Raw genomic sequence first — 17,689 nt, forward strand, 5'->3', positions numbered from 1 at the left:
AATATAGCAGGAATGGCGCCTGTCTCACGCCGTCAGCACGCCTGCGCGATAAGTATTGCGCCCATCCTGTTTCGCCTGATACAGCAGCACGTCGGCCCGCTGCAGCAGCACGGCGGGGGAAATGTCTTCGTCGCGGTAGAAGGCCAGGCCGATGCTGGCGGAAATGCGCACGCTGATGCCATCGAGTTCGAACGGCTGCTGCATGGCGGCGACGATTTTTTCCGCCAGCACGGCCGCGTCGTCGGGCCGGGTGATCTGTTCCATGATGATGGTGAATTCGTCGCCGCCCAGGCGGGCGATGATATCGGTGGCGCGCATGGTCTGCGTCAGGCGCTGGGCGAAGGCGCGCAGCAGGGCGTCGCCGGTGCCGTGGCCATGCGTGTCGTTGACGGGCTTGAAGCGGTCGATATCCATGTACATGACAGCCATCAGGTGCTGCTGCTGGCGGCTCGCGTGCATGGCGTCGCTGAGTTTTTGCTGGAAGCCGGCGCGGTTCGACAAGCCCGTCAGCGCATCGACCTGGGCCAGCTTCAGCAGGCGCTGTTTTTCGCGCTTTTGCACGGTGATATCCTGGCGCATCACGTGAAAACCCACCACCTGCAGCTTGTCTTCGCCGATCTGCGGGATGTAGATCACTTCCATGCAGCGCTCGATGCCTTCCTTGTCGTCCTCTTCCTCGAAGCTCAGGGTTTCGCCCGCCAGCACTCTTTCGATATACGGCGCCACCGTGCGGTAGCGCGCCTCGCCCACGGTGTCGCGCACGCTTTTGCCCAGCGCCTGCCGGCCCGTCAGGCCGAATTCGCGTTCATAGGCGATGTTCAGGAAGCGGTAGACCTGGTCCGCGTCGATGTACGCGATCATGGCCGGCAAGGTGTCGGCGATGGTGCGCAGGCGCGCTTCGCTTTCCAGCAGCGCCACTTCCGATTCGCGCAAGGTGGTGATGTCGTCCAGGGTCCCCACGTAGCCTTCGATCCGGTCGTCGATGAGGATGGGGGCAATTTTGACGGAGACCCAGACCAGCCTGCCGTCGCGCTGCAGGCAGCGCAGGGTGGACTGGAACGGCGCGTGGCTGCGCGTGAGCTGTTCCAGCGCCACGTGCATCAGCGGATAGTCGTCCGGGTGCAGGGCGCTGGTCCAGCCGGCGCCCAGGGCGGCGGCGCGCGGCAAGCCCGTGATCGATTCGAAGGTGCGGTTGACGTAGGTGCAGCGGCGCTGGCGGTCCAGGCGCACCAGCCCGAGCGGCGAGGCGTCGTTGACGGCGGCCAGCTCGGCCTGTTTCTGGCGCAGTTCCAGTTCCTGCTGGCGGCGCTGCGAGATATCTTCGGCGATGCACAGGATATGTTCGATCTGCTGGCGCTCGTCGAACACGGGCACGGAGACGGCGCGCAGGTAGCGCAGGCTGCCGTCAGCCAGGCGCAGCGGTTTTTCCGTATGGTCGATGACGCCGCGCTCGGCCAGGATGGCGCGGTCGTCCTCGGCGTCGTGCAGGCCGAAGTCGGGCGGGAAGGCCTGGCAATCGGTCTTGCCGATGACGTCGGTGGCCAGGTGGCCGGTGATGTCCTCGGCGGCCTTGTTCCACACTTCCATCTGGCCGAAATTTTCCGGGCGCGCGCTTTTCACGTAGACCAGCACGGGCAAATGGTCGATCAGCGACTGCAGGAAGCTGCGGTTGTCCTGCAGCGCCAGTTCGTCGTGCTTGCGCGCGCTGATGTCGCGCGAGGTGACGGCCACGCCGTCGGCAATCGGCACCACCTGGTGGCGCAGCCAGCGCGTGCCTCCCGAGGCCAGTGGCAGCTCGAATTCATCTTCCAGCGGCTGGCCCGTTTCCATCACCAGCACGAAGCGCTTGAAAAAGCGCTCGCCGCGCAGCAGCGGCATCTGCTGCAGCACGCGCTGGCCCAGCAGTTCGGAGCGTGGCTTGCCCAGCATGTCGGCGGCCCGCTCGTTGATGTCGGCGAAGATGAAATCTTCCACCGGCTTGCCCGGCGCGGGGCGCCAGGCTTTCAGCAGCAGCACGGCATCGAGGCTGCCCTGGTGCGCCGCGCGCAGCAAGGCCTGCGCTTCCTTGGCCTGGCGGATGCTGCGGCGCAGGCGCGCGCTCTGGCGCATCAGCAGGGTCGTAAAGCCGGCAATGAGCACGCTGGCGGCAAGCAGCGCGCCGACATAGACCAGGCGGCGGTGTTCGAAGCGCGCCAGGGCGACGGCGCGGTTCACGCCCACCACGGCCAGCAACGGGTAGCGCGGCAGCTCGTGGTAGCTGTAGATGCGTGACGTGGCGTCGACGGGCGGCTCGATCAGCAGTTCTTCGGGGGCGTGCTGCGGCGGTCCCGGCATGCGGAAGTCGATGCGGTCGCTGAGGATCAATTGCTCGCCGATGCGTCCCACCGTCAGCCCGCTGTCGCGCGCCACCAGCATCAGCGCGCCCTGCTCATCGAGGTTCAGGCGGTCGTAGTCATCGACAAAATACGTGGGGTCGACGAGGATCACGATGGCGCCGGCGAAGCGGCCTTGGGCATCGTTCAGGCGGCGCGCCAGGCGGATGGTCCAGCGCTTGCTCTCGGCGTCGAGCATGGGCGTGTCGACCAGGGCCGTGTCGGACGCATTCGCGGCCAGCGCCCTGAAAAATGCCTGCGTGGCCAGGTTTTCCGGCAGATAGGCGTGAGCGCTGTCGATCACATTGCCGTGCGCGTCGATGAGGGCGATCGGCAATTCGAGCTTCGATGGCAGCACGCTGTCGAGCAGACCCTGGCGGCGCGTGAATTCATTCAGGCGCAGGCCGCCGTCCGTTTCCTCGTATTTGAGCTTGAACAGTTGGGTGGCGTGGTCCGTCTGGCGCAGGGTGAAACTGGTATGGTCGGCCAGGGTACGCGCCAGCGACTGGCTGACGGCCACGGCGTCGCGCACGGCGCTGGCCCGCTCCTGGCCAACCTGGTAAAAGACGGCCGCCCACAGCGCCAGCAGCAAGATGAGCGCGAACAGGGGTACCAGGCTGAGACGGTACAGGCGGCGGGCAAGGCGTTGCAGGGGTCTTGTTATCGCTATCACGGGCGCTTGCAGGCTAGGGTCATGGAAAAGGGGAGGGGCGGCGTGGCGCGCATCATAGCCGAAATATGCTGACCTGCGCGCTGCCTGCGGCCCCAGCGTCTGTTCGTAGTCTGTCGCTGGCCTTATTTTGCGTTAAATCAAGTATCTGTGGTGCCGCGCACGCTAAAAAAAGCACGCCGGCGGCGACACGGGCTGGCGGCGTGGCAGAAAAAGTACAATTGCGCCCCCATCCTCATTAAAATGGGCGCTTCTACCTCCCATATCGAAAGTTGTCATGCAGAGTAAAAAGCCCGACGCGGCAAGACTGGACAAGATCGTGGCCGAAGCGCGCCGCGCCGCCGACCAGCGCGAGAGCGGCTACCGCGAGCGCTCGCTGAAGATGTATCCGTGGGTATGCGGCCGCTGCATGCGCGAATTTACGCGCGCCAACGTGCAGCAGCTGACGGTGCACCACCGCGACCATAACCACGACAACAATCCGCCGGACGGCAGCAACTGGGAACTGCTGTGCCTGTATTGCCACGACAATGAGCACTCGCGCTACCTGGAAGCGGACCGTGGCGCCGGCCTGCTGTCGGCCGAGGTGGCGCCCGCCACGCACAATCCGTTTGCCGCGCTGGCCGGCCTGATCAAGAAAAAGGACTGAGCGGGCCGCGCCGCTTCCCCCATGCGCATCTTGCTGACCGAAGACGACCCGCAGCTGGGCCGCGCCACGCAGATCGGCCTGGAACAGGGCGGCTATGCCGTCGACTGGGTCACGAGCGCCGAACACGCGCACACGGCCGTGCGCCTGCACGACTATGGCTGTATTTTGCTCGACCTGGGCTTGCCGGGGCAGGATGGCATGCAGGCGCTGGGCGTGCTGCGTGACAATGGCTACAGCGGCGCCGTGCTGGTCGTCACGGCGCGCGACCAGGTGGGCGAGCGCATCGCCGGGCTCGACGCGGGGGCCGACGACTTTATCGTGAAACCGTTCGACCTCGACGAGCTGGCCGCGCGCATCCGCAGCGCCTGCCGCCGCGCGGCCGGGCGCCTGCGCGAGCACCTCGTGCATGGCGACCTGGTGCTCGATATCGCGGACCGGCAAGTAACGCAAGGGGGATTGCCCGTGACCTTGACGGTGAAGGAATTTCGCATCCTGCAACTGCTGCTGGAGCACGGCGGCCGGGTGCTGAGCCGGGAACAGCTGGAGAAAAACCTGTACAGCTGGGGTGACGAAGTGGAAAGCAATGCCGTGCAAGTGCATATCCACCACCTACGCAAGAAGCTGGGGCGGGACTTGATACGCACCGTGCATGCGATCGGTTATTGCATCGACAAGCCCAAAGCGGCCTGACACAAAAACGGGCTACCCTGCGGCAGCCCGTTCGATGTTGGCGCTGATGGCGCGTTACGGCATCAGAAATCGACGGTGGCCGACAGCCACAGGCGACGGCCGTCCAGGCTGTTGACATAGCGGTTGGCGTAGGTCAATGCCGGTGCGCGGTATGGCTGGTAGTCGATGAAGTCCTTGTTGAGCAGGTTGTACACGGCCGCGTTCAGGGTGACGCGCTTGTTCAGCTGGTAGCTGCTGCCCAGGTGCAACATGGTGTAGCCCTGGTAGTCGCCCAGCGCGGCCTTGGCGGCGCGCGTGGAAGCCGAGGTGCCCGGATCGCGGAAGCGCTCGCTGCGGTACTCGGCGCGCAGCCAGCCGTTCCACTCGCGCGAGATATCCCACGACAGGCGCGCGTTGACGGCGTGCTTGGGCGTGTCGCTCAGGGGCTTGCCGGCGTTGCTGCCACTCTTCTGTTCGCTTTCCGTGTACGTGTAGTTGGCGCTGGCCGACAAGGTCTTGCCCAGCGGGAAGCGCGTGTTCAGCTCGACGCCGCGCGTGACGGCCTCATCCACATTGACCGATTGGCCAAATGCGTCCACGTTGGGCCAGTTGCCGAAGCTGACGCAGCCGGGACGGTTCGGCGAAGGGCGGTAGTCGCAGTTGACGAGGCCCGTGCCCGTCGTGATCTTGTCCTTGAAGGTATTGTTGAACAAAGTGCCGCTGGCGGTCCAGCCGGCCAGGTTGTCGAAATATGCGCCGATTTCCGTCGTCGTGCTCGTTTCCGGCTTCAGGTCCGGGCTGCCGACGAGGGGGATCGTGCCCTGGCCGCCAAAACCGTTGATGCCTGGCGACAGTTGCTCCACGCGCGGCGTCTTGTAGCCCTTGCTGACGCCGCCCTTGACGGTCCAGCTTGGCGCTGCGTTCCACACGGCATAGGCGCGGGGGCTGGTCTGGCCGCCGAAGATGCTGTGATCGTCATAACGGGCGCCGACGGTCAGCGCGACGTTGTCCAGCACCTGCCATTCGTCTTCCACGAACAGGGCTTTTTGCGTGAATTCGAATTTTTTCGGCGCCACGCCGTCCGTCATTTCCGCTTTCCACCATTGCGCGCCGATGGTAGCCATGTGTTTGCCCAAAGGCATGACCAATTTGGTATCGAAGACCTGGCTTTCCACTTCCAGCGTGCGCGCGCTGCCGGTCACGGCGCCTGGCGTGCCCGGCGGAATCGTGCGGCCCAGGGTTTCCGTCTTGTTTACCATGTAGCTGCTGTCCAGGGTGCCGAAGCCGAAGCGGCCCGTGTGCGACAGGGTCCACTGGTCGCGCTTGTATTTCTGTTCCGGGCCGTAGCCGCCCTGTACGGTATTGGTGCCGAGTTGGCCCTTCGAATTGTCGTAGGTCTGGCGGCCCGCGTCCGCGTCGAGGATGACGGTGTGGTAGCGGTTCGGCGTGAAGGCCAGGCGCGCGCCAAAGTTCTCGATGTCCGAGCGCACGGGGTTGGCGCCCATGCTGGCGGGCACTTGCGCGCCGGCCGCGTTGGGGACGCGGATGTCGGCCGCGTCGCGGCGCTGCTTGCTGCCGCGCAGGGACAGGCCCAGCAGGTCGGTGGCGATGGGGCCGCTCAGGTAGAAGCGGCCGCTTTTCACGTCGCCGAAATCGGACTTTTCCTGCAAGGTGTAGTCGGCCGAGACGGAGCCCATCCACTGCTTGCCCACCTTGCGCGTGATGATGTTGATCACGCCGCCCATGGCGTCCGAGCCGTACAGGGTCGACATGGGGCCGCGGATGATCTCGATGCGCTCGATGGCGGCCAGCGGCGGCATGAAGCTCGTCTGCGTGCCGCCGAAGCCGTTCGGCGTGACGTTGCCGGCCGCGTTCTGGCGGCGCCCGTCGATCAGCACCAGGGTGTAGTCGCTGGGCATGCCGCGGATGCTGATGTTCATGCCGCCCGTCTTGTCGCCCGCCGCGCCCACGTCGATGCCTTCCACGCTTTCCAGCGCCTGCGTCAGGTTGCCGAAGCGCTCCTTCGACAGCTCCTGGCGCGTCAGCACCGTGATCGAGGCCGGTGCCTGCTTGATATCCTGTTCGAAACCGGAGGCGGAGACCACCACTTCCGGCATGCTGGCAGGCGTGCCCGTCTGGGCGTGAGCCTGCAGGCAGGACAGGGCGGCCAAGGCCAGGGCCAGGGTGGTGGGACGCGGCAGGCGCGCGCTGCGGGTGCTGTTGGACATGCAAACTCCTGATGGTGGATGAGTTATTGGTTTTGCTGGTGCAAGCTAATGGGAATCATTGAGGCAATAAGAATCATTTACAATTGCAGCCATGGCTTCCCAAAAAATATTTCGCTCCGGATCTTGCGCAGAAGTTCTTAAGAGATTCTTAACGGCTGGCGGCGGCCTGAAAATCTGGTCGCTGCGGCGCACTTTGCTGGGCGTGCTGCTGGGCCTGACCCTGGCCCTGTGGGTGGGCAGCGCCGCCATCGTGTACGTGGAAGCGCGCCGCGAAAGCCAGGAACTGTTCGACCAGTCGCTGATCGAGACGGGCCACCTGCTGCTGTCGCTGGTGGAAAAGGATGCGCGCCAACACGGCTTGACGGGGCCCATCGACGTGCCGCTGCGCGGCCACCCGAATCCCCATCAGTATTTGCTGTTCAAGGTGCGCGACGCGCAGCAGCGCGTGCTGTACCGTAATGACGCGGCGTCCGATATCGCCCTGTCGCGCAGCGCGCCGGACGGCCTGTCCTGGACCCGCATCGGCGGCCAGCGCTGGCGTCTGTTTTCGTTGTGGGACCCGCAGCGCACCCTGCAGCTGCTGGTGGCCGAGCCGACCAGCCACCGCGACGATATCAGCCGCGGCTTCTTTTACCGCATCGCCGTGTTCGGCCTGCTGCTGGTGGCGCTGGCCACCATCGCCATCTGGTGGAGCATCCACCGCGTGTTTCGCGTGCTGCAGGCGTCCGCCGATGAAGTGTCGGCGCGCACGCCCGATGACCTGGCCGACGTCAGGCTGGCTGGCGCACCCACCGAGCTGCATCCGCTGTTGCTGGAAATTAACCGCCTGTTCGGCAGAGTGCGACAAAGCCGCGACAACGAGCAGCGCTTTACGGCCGATGCGGCGCACGAATTGCGCACGCCGCTGGCCGCCATCAAGACCAATCTGCAAGTGCTGCAGCGGGCCCGTAGCGAGGCTGAACGCGAGGAATTCATTGCAGCCCTGGGCGTCAGCGTGGAGCGCGCCACGCGCCTCGTCAACCAGTTGCTGGCGCTGGCGCAGCTCGACCCGCATTCGGGCGCGGCGGCCGACTTGCGCGCGGCGGACCTGTCCGACCTGCTGGCCGAGCAGGCCGCGCAGTGGCAGGCGCTGGCCGCGACGTACCGGCTGTCGCTGAGCGTGATCATGGCACCGGCGCCCTGCGCGCTGCATGCGGACAGCCTGCAGATGTTGTTGCGCAACCTGGTCGACAATGCGCTGCGCTATACGCCGGCGCCCGGCTGTGTCGTCATCAGCTGCGGCGTGGAAGCGGGGCGCAGCTATTTGCGCGTGGCCGATTCCGGTCCGGGCATCGCCGAGGAACTGCACGCGCGCGCGTTCGAGCGTTTTGTGCGCCTGGGCGGCGGGCAGCTGCCCGGCAGCGGCCTGGGGCTGTCCATCGCGCGCCGCATCGCCGAGCGGCATGGCGCGGACATCATCCTCGGCGCCGGCTTGCAGGGCAGGGGGCTGGCGGTGACGGTCGTGTTTCCATGACGGTCCCGCCAGGGCAAGGCGTTTAGGCCGACTTTACAGCGACTTGAGGAAAGCCAGCAGCGCGTCGCGGTCCGTCTTCGACAGGTTCTCGAAACGCTGGCGCGCTTTTGTCCCTTCGCCGCCGTGCCACAAGATCGCTTCCGTCAGGCTGCGCGCGCGGCCGTCATGCAGGTAGCCAGCCTTGCCGCCGCCATTGCCCATGACTTTTTCCGTGTAGCCGATGCCCCACAGCGGTGCCGTGCGCCACATGCTGCCTTGCGCCTGGCCTTCCGTGAAGGTATCGGCCAGCTCGGGACCCATGTCGTGCAGCAGCAGGTCGGTGTACGGACGGATGGTCTGGTTGCGCAGTTCCGCAAACAAATGTCCCGCGCCCGTCTTCATTTCCACCGTGTGGCAGGCAGCGCAGCGCATGCCCTGGAACAGCTTCGAGCCGGCGGAAACCTGCTGCGGGTCGACCTTGAGCTCCTCGATCGGCGCCACGCCTTTCGGGAAACCGCTGGCGATGCTGCGCTGGGCCGGCACGGCCACCAGGGCCAGGTATTGCGTGATCGATTGCAGGTCCGCTTCCGAGATGCCTGGCTGGGCGCCGCCCGCCGCGCAGGCTACCGGCCCCGCCATGCAGGCGCGGTTGCGGTACACGGGCGAGGTGACGGCCATGTCCAGCAGCAGCGCGTCGGCGGCCTGGTGGCGCAAGGTGGCTTTCGAGGCCTTCCAGCCGAAGCGGCCCAGGCGCACGGCGCCCGTCTCTGGTTCATATACATAGTTGGGCAGGCCCTTGACGCCATCGGCATCCGGCGTGCTGCGGGCGCGCGCCAGGATGTCGGCTTCCGGCACGGCTTCCAGCAAGCCCGCGCCGATCATGGGCGGCGCCGCGCGCAGCGAAACGACTTGCGGCACGGGGCCTTCGAAGGCCAGGGTCGGCTTGCGCAGTTCGACCTGCGTGCCGTCGGCCAGGGTCGTCTTGCTCGTCGTGAAACCGCCCACGCTGACGCCGTTGCCCCAGTTTTGCGGCACGCCGGAAGGCGAGGCGGCGTTCATCTGGATCGCGGTGCCGTATTGCGGGTGCGGCACCTGCTGCCCCGCCGCATTGATGCTGGCGACGCGCACGGCCATCGTGTCGAGGCGCTGGTTCAGGGCCATCGGCGCTGGGCTGCGGCCATTGTTGACGTGGCAGGCGATGCAGGCCGACTGTCCGTAGCGCTGTCCCTGCAGGCCGACGGCGGGCGCGTATCGGTCGTTGCCGCCTTCGTTATGCTCGCCGGTGGTGAAGTTGGTATGCACCAGGCGCCGGCCTTCGACGAAGCGCTGCATGTTCTGCATGCCGATATTGTTGTGCGGCTGCTGGAACATGAACAGGGCGTTGTCCGAGTAGTTATACGACACGGAACCGAGGCCGCCGGAGAGCGTTTCCTCCGGCAGTGGCACGGAATTGAGGCGCGGCTGCACGCCATACCAGGGCCGCAGTCCCGCGCCCACCACATACGTCCATTCGTACGAGTAGTAGCGGATGCCGCCGGCATCGCCTTTCGACGCCATCGAGGCGGTGGTGGAAAACATCGATGGCGACACTTCGATGATGTCGCCCGCCGTCAGCGCGCGCGCCTTGACGTCCGTGCCATTCGGCATGCCGCCGGCATCGAGGCCGCTATGGCCCGGGTACTCCTTGATCAGCAGTGTGCAGGCGCCATTGATGCCGTTGGCGTTCGTCAGCCTGTCGCTGGCCGGGTAGGCTGTCGGCTTGCAGACGGGGACATTGCGGTCCACCAGTTCGCCGGGCGACATCCAGCCGTAACCCGTCACGCCGGGACGGTCGAAGCCGCGGAAGAAAGCCACGCCGCCGGACAGAAAATCGACGGTGGTGTACTGGTTGACGATCAGCGTGGGCTTGGTAACGCCGCGTACCTTGCTGTTGTCGATGATTTCCACGCCCCAGGTGCGGTTCTTGAAGTATTGCGGCACGAAAGTGAGGTAATTGCCCGGCCCCTTGTCTTGCGGCAGGCCCGTGACGGGATCGACCGTTTCATTCGGGCCGTAGCCGATTTCATTCCATTCCTCGCCCCGTTCGCGGCCATGGCGCGCCAGGCCGCGCGCGCCGAAGCGCGTCACCAGGGTGCCGTCTGCCAGGGTGAATTGCAGGCTTTCCAGCGGCTGGGCGGCGGCCGGCAGCGGTGTCCAGCCGGTGCCGTTGGCGGGGAATTTCAGGGCCGACGTCGCAGTCGACGGCAGGCTGTTGTCACTGCCCGGCGTCTTGAAGCTCACTTCCAGCAGCGAGTAGCCATACTGCGTGGCGCGCGCCACGCCCTGCAGGCGGATGTAGCGGGCATTGATGCCCAGGTTGAAGAATTCCTCGGTGCCGCCGTGGCCATTCGTCACGTAGCGCACTTGCGACCATTTCTGGCCATCGTCGGAGGCCTGCAGCGCGTACTGCTTGCCGTATGCGTTTTCCCACAGCAGTTTCATGTAGCCGACGGGCGTCTTCGCGCCGAAGTCGAACTGGATCCACGCGCCGTCCTCGAACTTGCTGGCCCAGCGGGTGCCCGTCTTGCCATCGATCGCCATGGCGGCGGACATGCCGTTGTTTTCCACGGGCGAGGAAGTGGCGGCCACGGGGCGGATATCCACGCCCGGCTGGCCCGGATCGATGGTGACCGGGGGCGGTTCGGTGACGGGCGGCGTCACCGGCGGCAGCACGGGCGTACCCGCAAATGCCTGGATTTCAAAGATGGAGTAGCCGTACTGGCCCGCGCGTTTGACGCCCTGCATGCGCAGGTAGCGGCCTTGCGCGTCGAACCCCGTGATGTCCTCGATGCCGCCCTTGCTGTCGCTGACGTTCTGGATGGTGGTCCAGTGCGTATTGTCGTCCGATACCTGCAGCAGGTAGGCGCTGGCGTGCGCGTTTTCCCAGGCGATATGCACGCGGGTAATGCGCTGCGATGTGCCGAAATCGAGGGTCAGATATTCGTTGTCCGTAAAGCCGCTGCCCCAGCGCGTGCTGTCGTTGCGGTCGATGGCGGCGCTGGCCGACAGGTCGCCCCGTTCCGCCGAGCTGGCCGTGGCGGCGACGGGCGTCAGCGCCGTTTCCGCCGACGTTTGCGCCAGCAGGCGCTGCGCCGTGGCGGGCGTGGCCGGGTTGTCGCCGCCACCGCCGCCGCACGCGGCCAGCAGCAGGGCCAGGGCCAGCGGCAAGCGCCGCCTGGAAAAGTGGATAAAGCCGGCCGGGTACTGCCGGGGCCGAAGCAGGGATGTGTGCATGCTATCTTCCTTGTTTTTATTGATTATGCAAGATTGGTCAGACTGGACGTCTCCGCATCCCCGTCGATGGTGTTGCGCATGCTCCACCGTCACGGCAGCGCCTTGCGGCCAGGGGGCGGCAAGGAAGGACATGGCGGGCAAAGATGGGGGGAGCAGTTTTAATTGCCGTATGGCAATAATTTTCTTAAGTTATAGAAGCGCATGAGGCATGTCAAGCGGTCTCGTGGACTTGTCATCAACTGTTCATGTCGCCCGGGTTTTTTGCACTATGCTGGTGCGCAAGATGAATAATAATGGGCGATAGCATGAATAAAATTCAGCAAGAAATGCGTGGCGCGCGACGGGAATGCGGTATCTTCCTGAAATGCCTGCCGACTGCGCGTCCCCTTTTTTGAGGAAGAACTGACCTTGCCGATTCCACCCGCCATACCGATACTCCCGCCGCTCTCGCTGCCCGCCGCGCGCGCCTTGCACCTGGCCGCGCAGGGCTTGCTGCAGGCGCGCCGCAGGAAAGCCGTCAAGGCCGATGTGCTGGCCGCCGTGCGGAAGATGGGCGTGCTGCAGATCGACACCATCCACGTGGTGGCGCGCAGCCCGTATCTGGTGTTGTGGAGCCGGCTGGGCGACTATCCGCAGCCGTGGCTGGAGCAATTGCTGGCCGAGGGCGCGCTGTTCGAATACTGGGCGCATGAAGCCTGCTTCGTGCCCATCGAAGACTATGGCCTGTACCGCCACCGCATGCTGGACCCGGCCGCCATGGGCTGGAAATACTCCGTCAAATGGATGGCCGAGCAGGGCGAGGCCGTGGCCTCGGTGTTCGAGCATATCCGCGCCAACGGCGCCGCGCGCTCCGCCGATTTCGAGCGCACGGATGGCCAGGCGGGCGGCTGGTGGAGCTGGAAGCCGGAAAAGCGCTCGCTCGAAGTGCTGTTTACCTCGGGCGTGCTGATGATCGCCAAGCGCCACAATTTCCAGCGCTATTACGACCTGGCCGAACGCGTTTTGCCGGGCTGGCACGATGGCTTGCTGCCGCCCGAAGAGCAGGTGCGCCGGCGCCTGCTGCTGGCCAGCGTGAAGGCGCTGGGCCTGGCGCGGGCCAGCTGGATCAGCGACTACTTCCGCACCAAACAATCGCGTGCCAGCCTGGCGCACGATCTGCAGGCATTGGTGGACGAGGGCGCGCTGCTGCGCTGCATGGTCGATGGCTGGAGTGACGCCGTGTACGTGCATGCCGAGCATGGGGACTTGCTGCGCGCAGCGGCTGCGGGCAAGCTGGCGCCCAGCCTGACGACGATCTTGTCGCCGTTCGATCCCGTCGTGTGGGACCGGCGCCGCGCGCTGGAATTGTTCGGCTTTGACTACCGGCTCGAATGCTACACGCCCGCTGAAAAACGCCGGTATGGTTACTTCACCCTGCCGATCTTGCGGCGCGGCGCGCTGGTGGGGCGCCTGGACGCCAAGGCGCACCGCGTCCAGGGGCGCTTCGAGATCAAGTCGCTGGTGCTGGAAGAGGGCGTGCGCCTCAGCTCCCGCCTGGTGCAGGACGTGGCTGGCGCCGTGCAGCGGCTGGCGCTCTGGCATGCCTGCCCGCAGGTCGAGATAGCCCAGGCGCAGCCGGCGGCTTTCGGTGTGCAGCTGGCCGAGGCCCTGCACGACGGCGGCGCTGCCGCAAGGCAGGCCGCATGATGCTGCCGCCGGCTCCTTCCCAGCTGCTCGACGCGGATGGCGTGCCTTGTTTTGGCCGCTACACGGGACAGCTGGATGCCTTCGACTGGGTGGCGCTGGCGCCGCCGCATGCGCGCGGCGCCCTCTGGCGCCTGTTCCACCACAAGCGCTGGCACTACGTGGCCCTGTCCACGCCCACGCTGTTCTGCGGCGTGGCCATCGTCGACCTGGGCTGGACCAGCACGGCCTTCGCGTATGCCTTCGACCGCCACAAGGGCAAGATCGTGGCCAGTTTTTCGCAGGATGGCATTCCCGGCCTGTGCGCGTCCGTGGCGCCGCATGCGGGTGCCAGCAGCCGTTTCCGGTTTTTCTCGCAAAAAATCAGCATCGAAGCCCAGCCGCAGCAGCGCTACCGATTGCGGCTCGATTGCGGCCATTTCGGCATCGATGCGGAATTCGGCCCGCCCGTGGCCCCCACCTTGCTGGCCGTGGGACCCGTGGGCGAGGGCGGCAGCGTGCACGCCACGCAAAAGTCGGGCGGCTTGCCCTTGTGGGGCACGGTGCGTTGCGGCGCCATGGGCTACAGCCTGGACGACGGCGTGGCCAGCTTCGATTATTCGAACGGCTTGCTGGCGCGCGAGACGGAATGGCGCTGGGCCTCGGCGCACAGCCTGGACCTGGGTTTCAACCTGCAAGCGGGTTATTTCGGCGCGCATGAAAACGCGCTGTGGCTCGATGGCCAGCTGTATCCGCTGGGCCGCGCGCATTTCGACTTCAATCCCGACAATCCGCTGGCGCCGTGGCATGTGTGGACGGACGACGATCTGCTGGACCTGCACTTCAAGCCGGAAGGCGCGCGGCGCGAGGATAAAAACCTGTGGATCGCCGCCAGCCGCTACATCCAGCCGATCGGCACCTTCAGCGGTTGGGTGCGCACCAGCGCGGACTCTCCCAAGCGCATCGTGGCGCAGCTGGCCGGGGTGACGGAAAGCCACCGCTCGCGCTGGTAGGCGCACTGTTTTTTTGCGAAACGCGCGACAAGGTCAAGTTTTTTTGGCAAGGCATCCTATACACTGGGGCGTTACCAAGTAAGCCATTCCGGCAATCCATGAGGCCAGAACATGAGTATCCGTAATCTCGACAAGCTGTTCAAGCCGGCCTCGGTGGCCCTGATCGGCGCCACGGCGCGCGAGCGCAAACTGGGCGCCATCGCCCTGTACAACCTGCTGGGCGGCGGCTACCAGGGAGAGATTTGGCCCGTCAATCCCAAGTACGACGAGCTGATGGGCCTGAAATGCTACCGCAGGCTGGCACACTTGCCCAAGGCGCCGGACCTGGCCATCATCTGCACGCCGCCCGCCACCATCACGGCACTGATCCGCGAACTGGGCGCGCTGGGCACGCGCGCGGCCATCGTCATGACGTCCGGCCTCGACCCCGTGCGCGAGCAGTCGCTGCGCCTGGCCATGCTGAAGGCGGCCAAGCCGCACCTGCTGCGCATCCTGGGCCCCAACAGCATGGGCCTGCTCGTGCCGAAACTGGGCTTGAACGCCAGCTTCGCCCATGTCGGCGCCACCAGCGGCAAGATCGCCTTCGTGTCGCAGTCGGGCGCGCTGGTGTCGGGCGTGCTCGACTGGGCCAACGCGCACGGCGTGGGCTTTTCCAAGTTCATTTCGCTGGGCGCCAGCTACGATATCGATTTCGGCGATTTGCTCGACTACCTGGCCGGCGACATCGACACGGCCGCCATCCTGCTGTACATGGAAGATATCCAGGCGGCGCGCAAATTCATGTCGGCGGCGCGGGCGGCCGCGCGCAGCAAGCCCGTCATCGTCCTGAAAGCGGGGCGCGAGGCGGAAGGCGCTGCCATGGCGGCCTGGCATACGGGTGCGCTGGCCGGTTCCGACGCCGTGTACGACGCGGCCATCCGCCGCGCCGGCATGCTGCGCGTGTATTCGGCCGAAGAGCTCTTCGATGCCGTGGAAACGCTCACGCATATCCGTTCCCAGCGCGGCGAGCGCCTGGCGATCCTGTGCAATGGCGGCGGCCTGGGCGTGATGGCCACCGATGCGCTGGTGAGCAGCGGCGGCAAGCTGGCCGAACTGTCGCCCGATACCGTGATCGCGCTGGAAAAGGCGCTGCCACGGGGCTGGTCGCACGACAACCCCGTGGGCTTGCCCGGCGACGCGGCCGTGCAGCGTTATGCCGACGCCATCAAGCCGCTGCTCGACGAGCCGCAGGCGGACGCCTTGCTGCTGCTGCACGCGCCCACGGCCATGGTCTCGTCGATCGACATCGCCGAAGCCGTCACGCCGCTGATCAAGGCCACCTCGCGCACGGTGCTGTCGTGCCTGCTGGGCGGCACCACCGTGGCGCCCGCGCGCCAGGTGTTCAACCGGGCCGGTATTCCCACCTACGACACGCCGGAAAAAGCCGTGCATGGCTTCATGCAGATCGTGCAGTACCGGCGCAACCAGGAAACCCTGATGCAGGTGCCGGCGCAGCTGCCCATGTCGGCCACGCCGCGCCGCGCGCGCGTGCGCGAAATCGTCGCCGCCGCGCTCGCGGCCGGCCAGACGGTGCTGGGCGAATGCCGCTCGAAGGAAATCCTGGCCGCCTACGGCATTCCCGTCGCCACCACGCGCATGGCGGCCGACGTGGAAGAGGCGCTGGCCGTGGCGGCCGACATCGGCTACCCCGTCGCACTGAAAATCCACTCGCCCGACATCGCCCACAAATCCGACGTGGGCGGCGTGGCGCTCGACCTGGACACGCCCGACATCCTGCGCACGGCCGCCGCCGCCATGCTCAAGCGCGTGCGCCGCATGCGCCCCGACGCGCTGATCGACGGTTTTACCGTGCAGCAGATGGCGCGCCGGCCGCAATCGCATGAATTGATCGTCGGCGTGACCACGGACGCCGCCTTCGGCCCCGTGATATTGGTGGGGCAGGGCGGCATCGCCGTGGAGGTGACGGCCGACCACGCCATCGGCCTGCCGCCGCTGAACATGGTGCTGGCGCGCGACATGCTGGCGCGTACGCGCGTGTCGAAGCTGCTGGCCGGCTACCGCAACCAGCCGCCGGCCGACATCGACGCCATCTGCTACACCCTGATCCAGGTGGCCGAACTGGTGGCCGACATCGGCGAGCTGGCCGAGCTCGACATCAACCCGCTGGTGGCCGATGCGGATGGCGTGATCGCCCTCGATGCGCGCATCCGCCTGCAGCCGGGCCAGCAGCGCGACCGCCTGGCCATCCGCCCGTATCCGCAGGAGCTGGAAGAGCAGGTGACGTGGATGGATCAATCCATCCTGCTGCGCCCCATCCGCCCCGAGGACGCGCCGCAGCACATGGACCTGTTCCACGCGCTGGACCCGGACGATGTGCGCCTGCGCTTCTTTACGTCCATGCGCGAGCTGCCCGTGTCGCAGCTGGCGCGCCTGACGCAGATCGATTATGACCGCGCCATGGCCTTCATCGCCACGCACACGGGACCGGACGGCAAGCCGGAAACCCTGGGCGTGGTGCGCGCCGTGGCCGACCCGGACAATATCCATGCCGATTTCGCCATCGCCGTGCGCTCTGCCCTGAAGGGCAAGGGACTGGGACACATCCTGTTTGAAAAGCTCGTCGACTACTTCCGCAGCCGGGGCACGGAGGCGCTGGTGGGCGAGGCGATGGCGCGCAACAAGGGCATGCAGCGGCTGGTGAAAAGCTTTGGCGGCGAAGTCACGCCGTCGGAAGAGCCCGGCGTCGTCAATCTGCATATCGGCCTGCGCGCGCCGTAAAAGAAAGCGCGGCTGGCCAGCCGCGGGTTTGTGCAGGATCAAACCCGTCCCTGTCGGTAGTCTTTACACTTTCACTTCCAGGATGACATATCCAGCGCGTTTTCGGGAGTGAGTGCATGCTTACGGCAACATATATATTGGTTTCCCTGTCGGTGGAACAGGCCAGCATCCGCATGAGTTTGTTGGCTTTTCAGAAATGCATGCATGTGCAGCTGCGCCACCAGAGACAGCTCAGCCTGGCGCAGCTGCAGTACGCGGGCGACTGGCTGAGCCGGCTGTACCAGGGGGGCTACTGGCGCAAGGTGGAGATGTATCTGATCCCCGCCATCCGCCAGGCTGCGCCGCATGCCGATGGTTTGTTGAATGAAATCAATGGTTTGAACCACGCGGCGCTGGAAAGCATCAATGTCGTGCAGCAGCGCGCGGGCGCCGCCATCGACCATTCCGAATTGCAGGCCGAGCAGCTGTGCGCGGCCATCGACGCCTTTTGCGCAGCCTTGCTGCAGCGCCTGGAAAAAGAAGAGCGCGAACTGTTCGCGCTGGCGCGCAAGGTCATCGTCGGCGAAGCGTGGTTTGCCATCGCCTACCAGTTCCTCGCCCACGATGCGCGCGCGCAGGAAGCGCGCCGTGGCAAGGCGCAAGTGCTGCCCTTTGTTTTGCCTATGCCTTTGCCTGCGCCGGGTATGCCTGACGGCGCCGCCGACACCAGCGACAATGCGGCCGCTGCCCCTGCTGACGCCGCGCCTGCCATGCCACCGCCGCTGCGCGCGCAGGCTTGAACGGGTAGCGAGCGCACACCCCGCCGGGCGGCGTCCGCAGGAGGGGCGTTTTTGTGATGCTGACTGGCGCGCCGCCATAGGGGAAAATCCAGGGAAAAGATTCG

At 66.0% G+C, this 17,689-nt stretch carries 10 protein-coding genes; 7 read left to right on the top strand and 3 right to left on the bottom strand.

All coding sequences use genetic code 11. The features are described from left to right. Window positions 1–24: 24 nt before the first annotated feature. Complete coding sequence (locus IGS58_RS22670) at window positions 25–3,045, bottom strand: PAS domain-containing protein (RefSeq protein WP_230522751.1); 3,021 nt, start codon at window positions 3,043–3,045, stop codon at window positions 25–27. 274 nt (window positions 3,046–3,319) lie between these two features. On the opposite strand from IGS58_RS22670, the gene IGS58_RS22675 reads away from it, so the two are divergent. Beyond that, the gene (locus IGS58_RS22675; protein WP_034755042.1) at window positions 3,320–3,691 is read left to right on the top strand and encodes a YajD family HNH nuclease; all 372 of its coding nucleotides are present in this window, start codon (window positions 3,320–3,322) and stop codon (window positions 3,689–3,691) included. Window positions 3,692–3,712: 21 nt separating this feature from the next. Beyond that, a complete protein-coding gene (locus tag IGS58_RS22680; RefSeq protein WP_070254154.1) occupies window positions 3,713–4,381 on the top strand; it encodes a response regulator in 669 nt (222 codons plus the stop codon). 62 nt (window positions 4,382–4,443) lie between these two features. Here the strand turns inward: IGS58_RS22680 and IGS58_RS22685 are convergent, their stop codons facing one another. Further along, a complete protein-coding gene (locus tag IGS58_RS22685) occupies window positions 4,444–6,588 on the bottom strand; it encodes a TonB-dependent receptor domain-containing protein (RefSeq protein WP_230522752.1) in 2,145 nt (714 codons plus the stop codon). A 202-nt stretch (window positions 6,589–6,790) separates the two neighbouring features. Between IGS58_RS22685 and IGS58_RS22690 the strand changes: the two genes are divergently transcribed. After that, a complete protein-coding gene (locus IGS58_RS22690) occupies window positions 6,791–8,101 on the top strand; it encodes a sensor histidine kinase (RefSeq protein WP_230522787.1) in 1,311 nt (436 codons plus the stop codon). A gap of 33 nt (window positions 8,102–8,134) precedes the next feature. Here the strand turns inward: IGS58_RS22690 and IGS58_RS22695 are convergent, their stop codons facing one another. Beyond that, window positions 8,135–11,353, bottom strand: coding sequence for a di-heme oxidoredictase family protein (locus IGS58_RS22695; RefSeq protein ID WP_230522753.1), 3,219 nt, complete (start codon window positions 11,351–11,353; stop codon window positions 8,135–8,137). Window positions 11,354–11,761: 408 nt separating this feature from the next. Here IGS58_RS22695 and IGS58_RS22700 point away from each other — a divergent pair, with 408 nt between their 5' ends. The 4 genes from IGS58_RS22700 (at window position 11,762) to IGS58_RS22715 (ending at window position 17,585) form a co-directional block, all read left to right on the top strand. Further along, on the top strand, window positions 11,762–13,039 hold the full coding sequence (locus IGS58_RS22700) for a winged helix-turn-helix domain-containing protein (RefSeq protein ID WP_230522754.1): 1,278 nt from the start codon (window positions 11,762–11,764) through the stop codon (window positions 13,037–13,039). Further along, window positions 13,036–14,028, top strand: a complete 993-nt coding sequence (locus IGS58_RS22705) for a DUF2804 domain-containing protein (RefSeq protein WP_230522755.1) — start codon at window positions 13,036–13,038, stop codon at window positions 14,026–14,028. The genes IGS58_RS22700 and IGS58_RS22705 overlap by 4 nt, the downstream gene beginning before the upstream one ends. Before the next feature lie 111 nt (window positions 14,029–14,139). Further along, a complete protein-coding gene (locus IGS58_RS22710) occupies window positions 14,140–16,806 on the top strand; it encodes a bifunctional acetate--CoA ligase family protein/GNAT family N-acetyltransferase (RefSeq protein ID WP_176375159.1) in 2,667 nt (888 codons plus the stop codon). Window positions 16,807–16,922: 116 nt separating this feature from the next. Next, window positions 16,923–17,585: a hypothetical protein gene (locus IGS58_RS22715; RefSeq protein ID WP_230522756.1), complete on the top strand. Its 663-nt coding sequence runs from the start codon at window positions 16,923–16,925 to the stop codon at window positions 17,583–17,585. Window positions 17,586–17,689: the final 104 nt, after the last annotated feature.

The organism is Janthinobacterium sp. EB271-G4-7A (genome assembly GCF_020858075.1).
In the GTDB taxonomy this organism is placed as follows: Bacteria; Pseudomonadota; Gammaproteobacteria; order Burkholderiales; family Burkholderiaceae_D; genus Janthinobacterium; species Janthinobacterium lividum.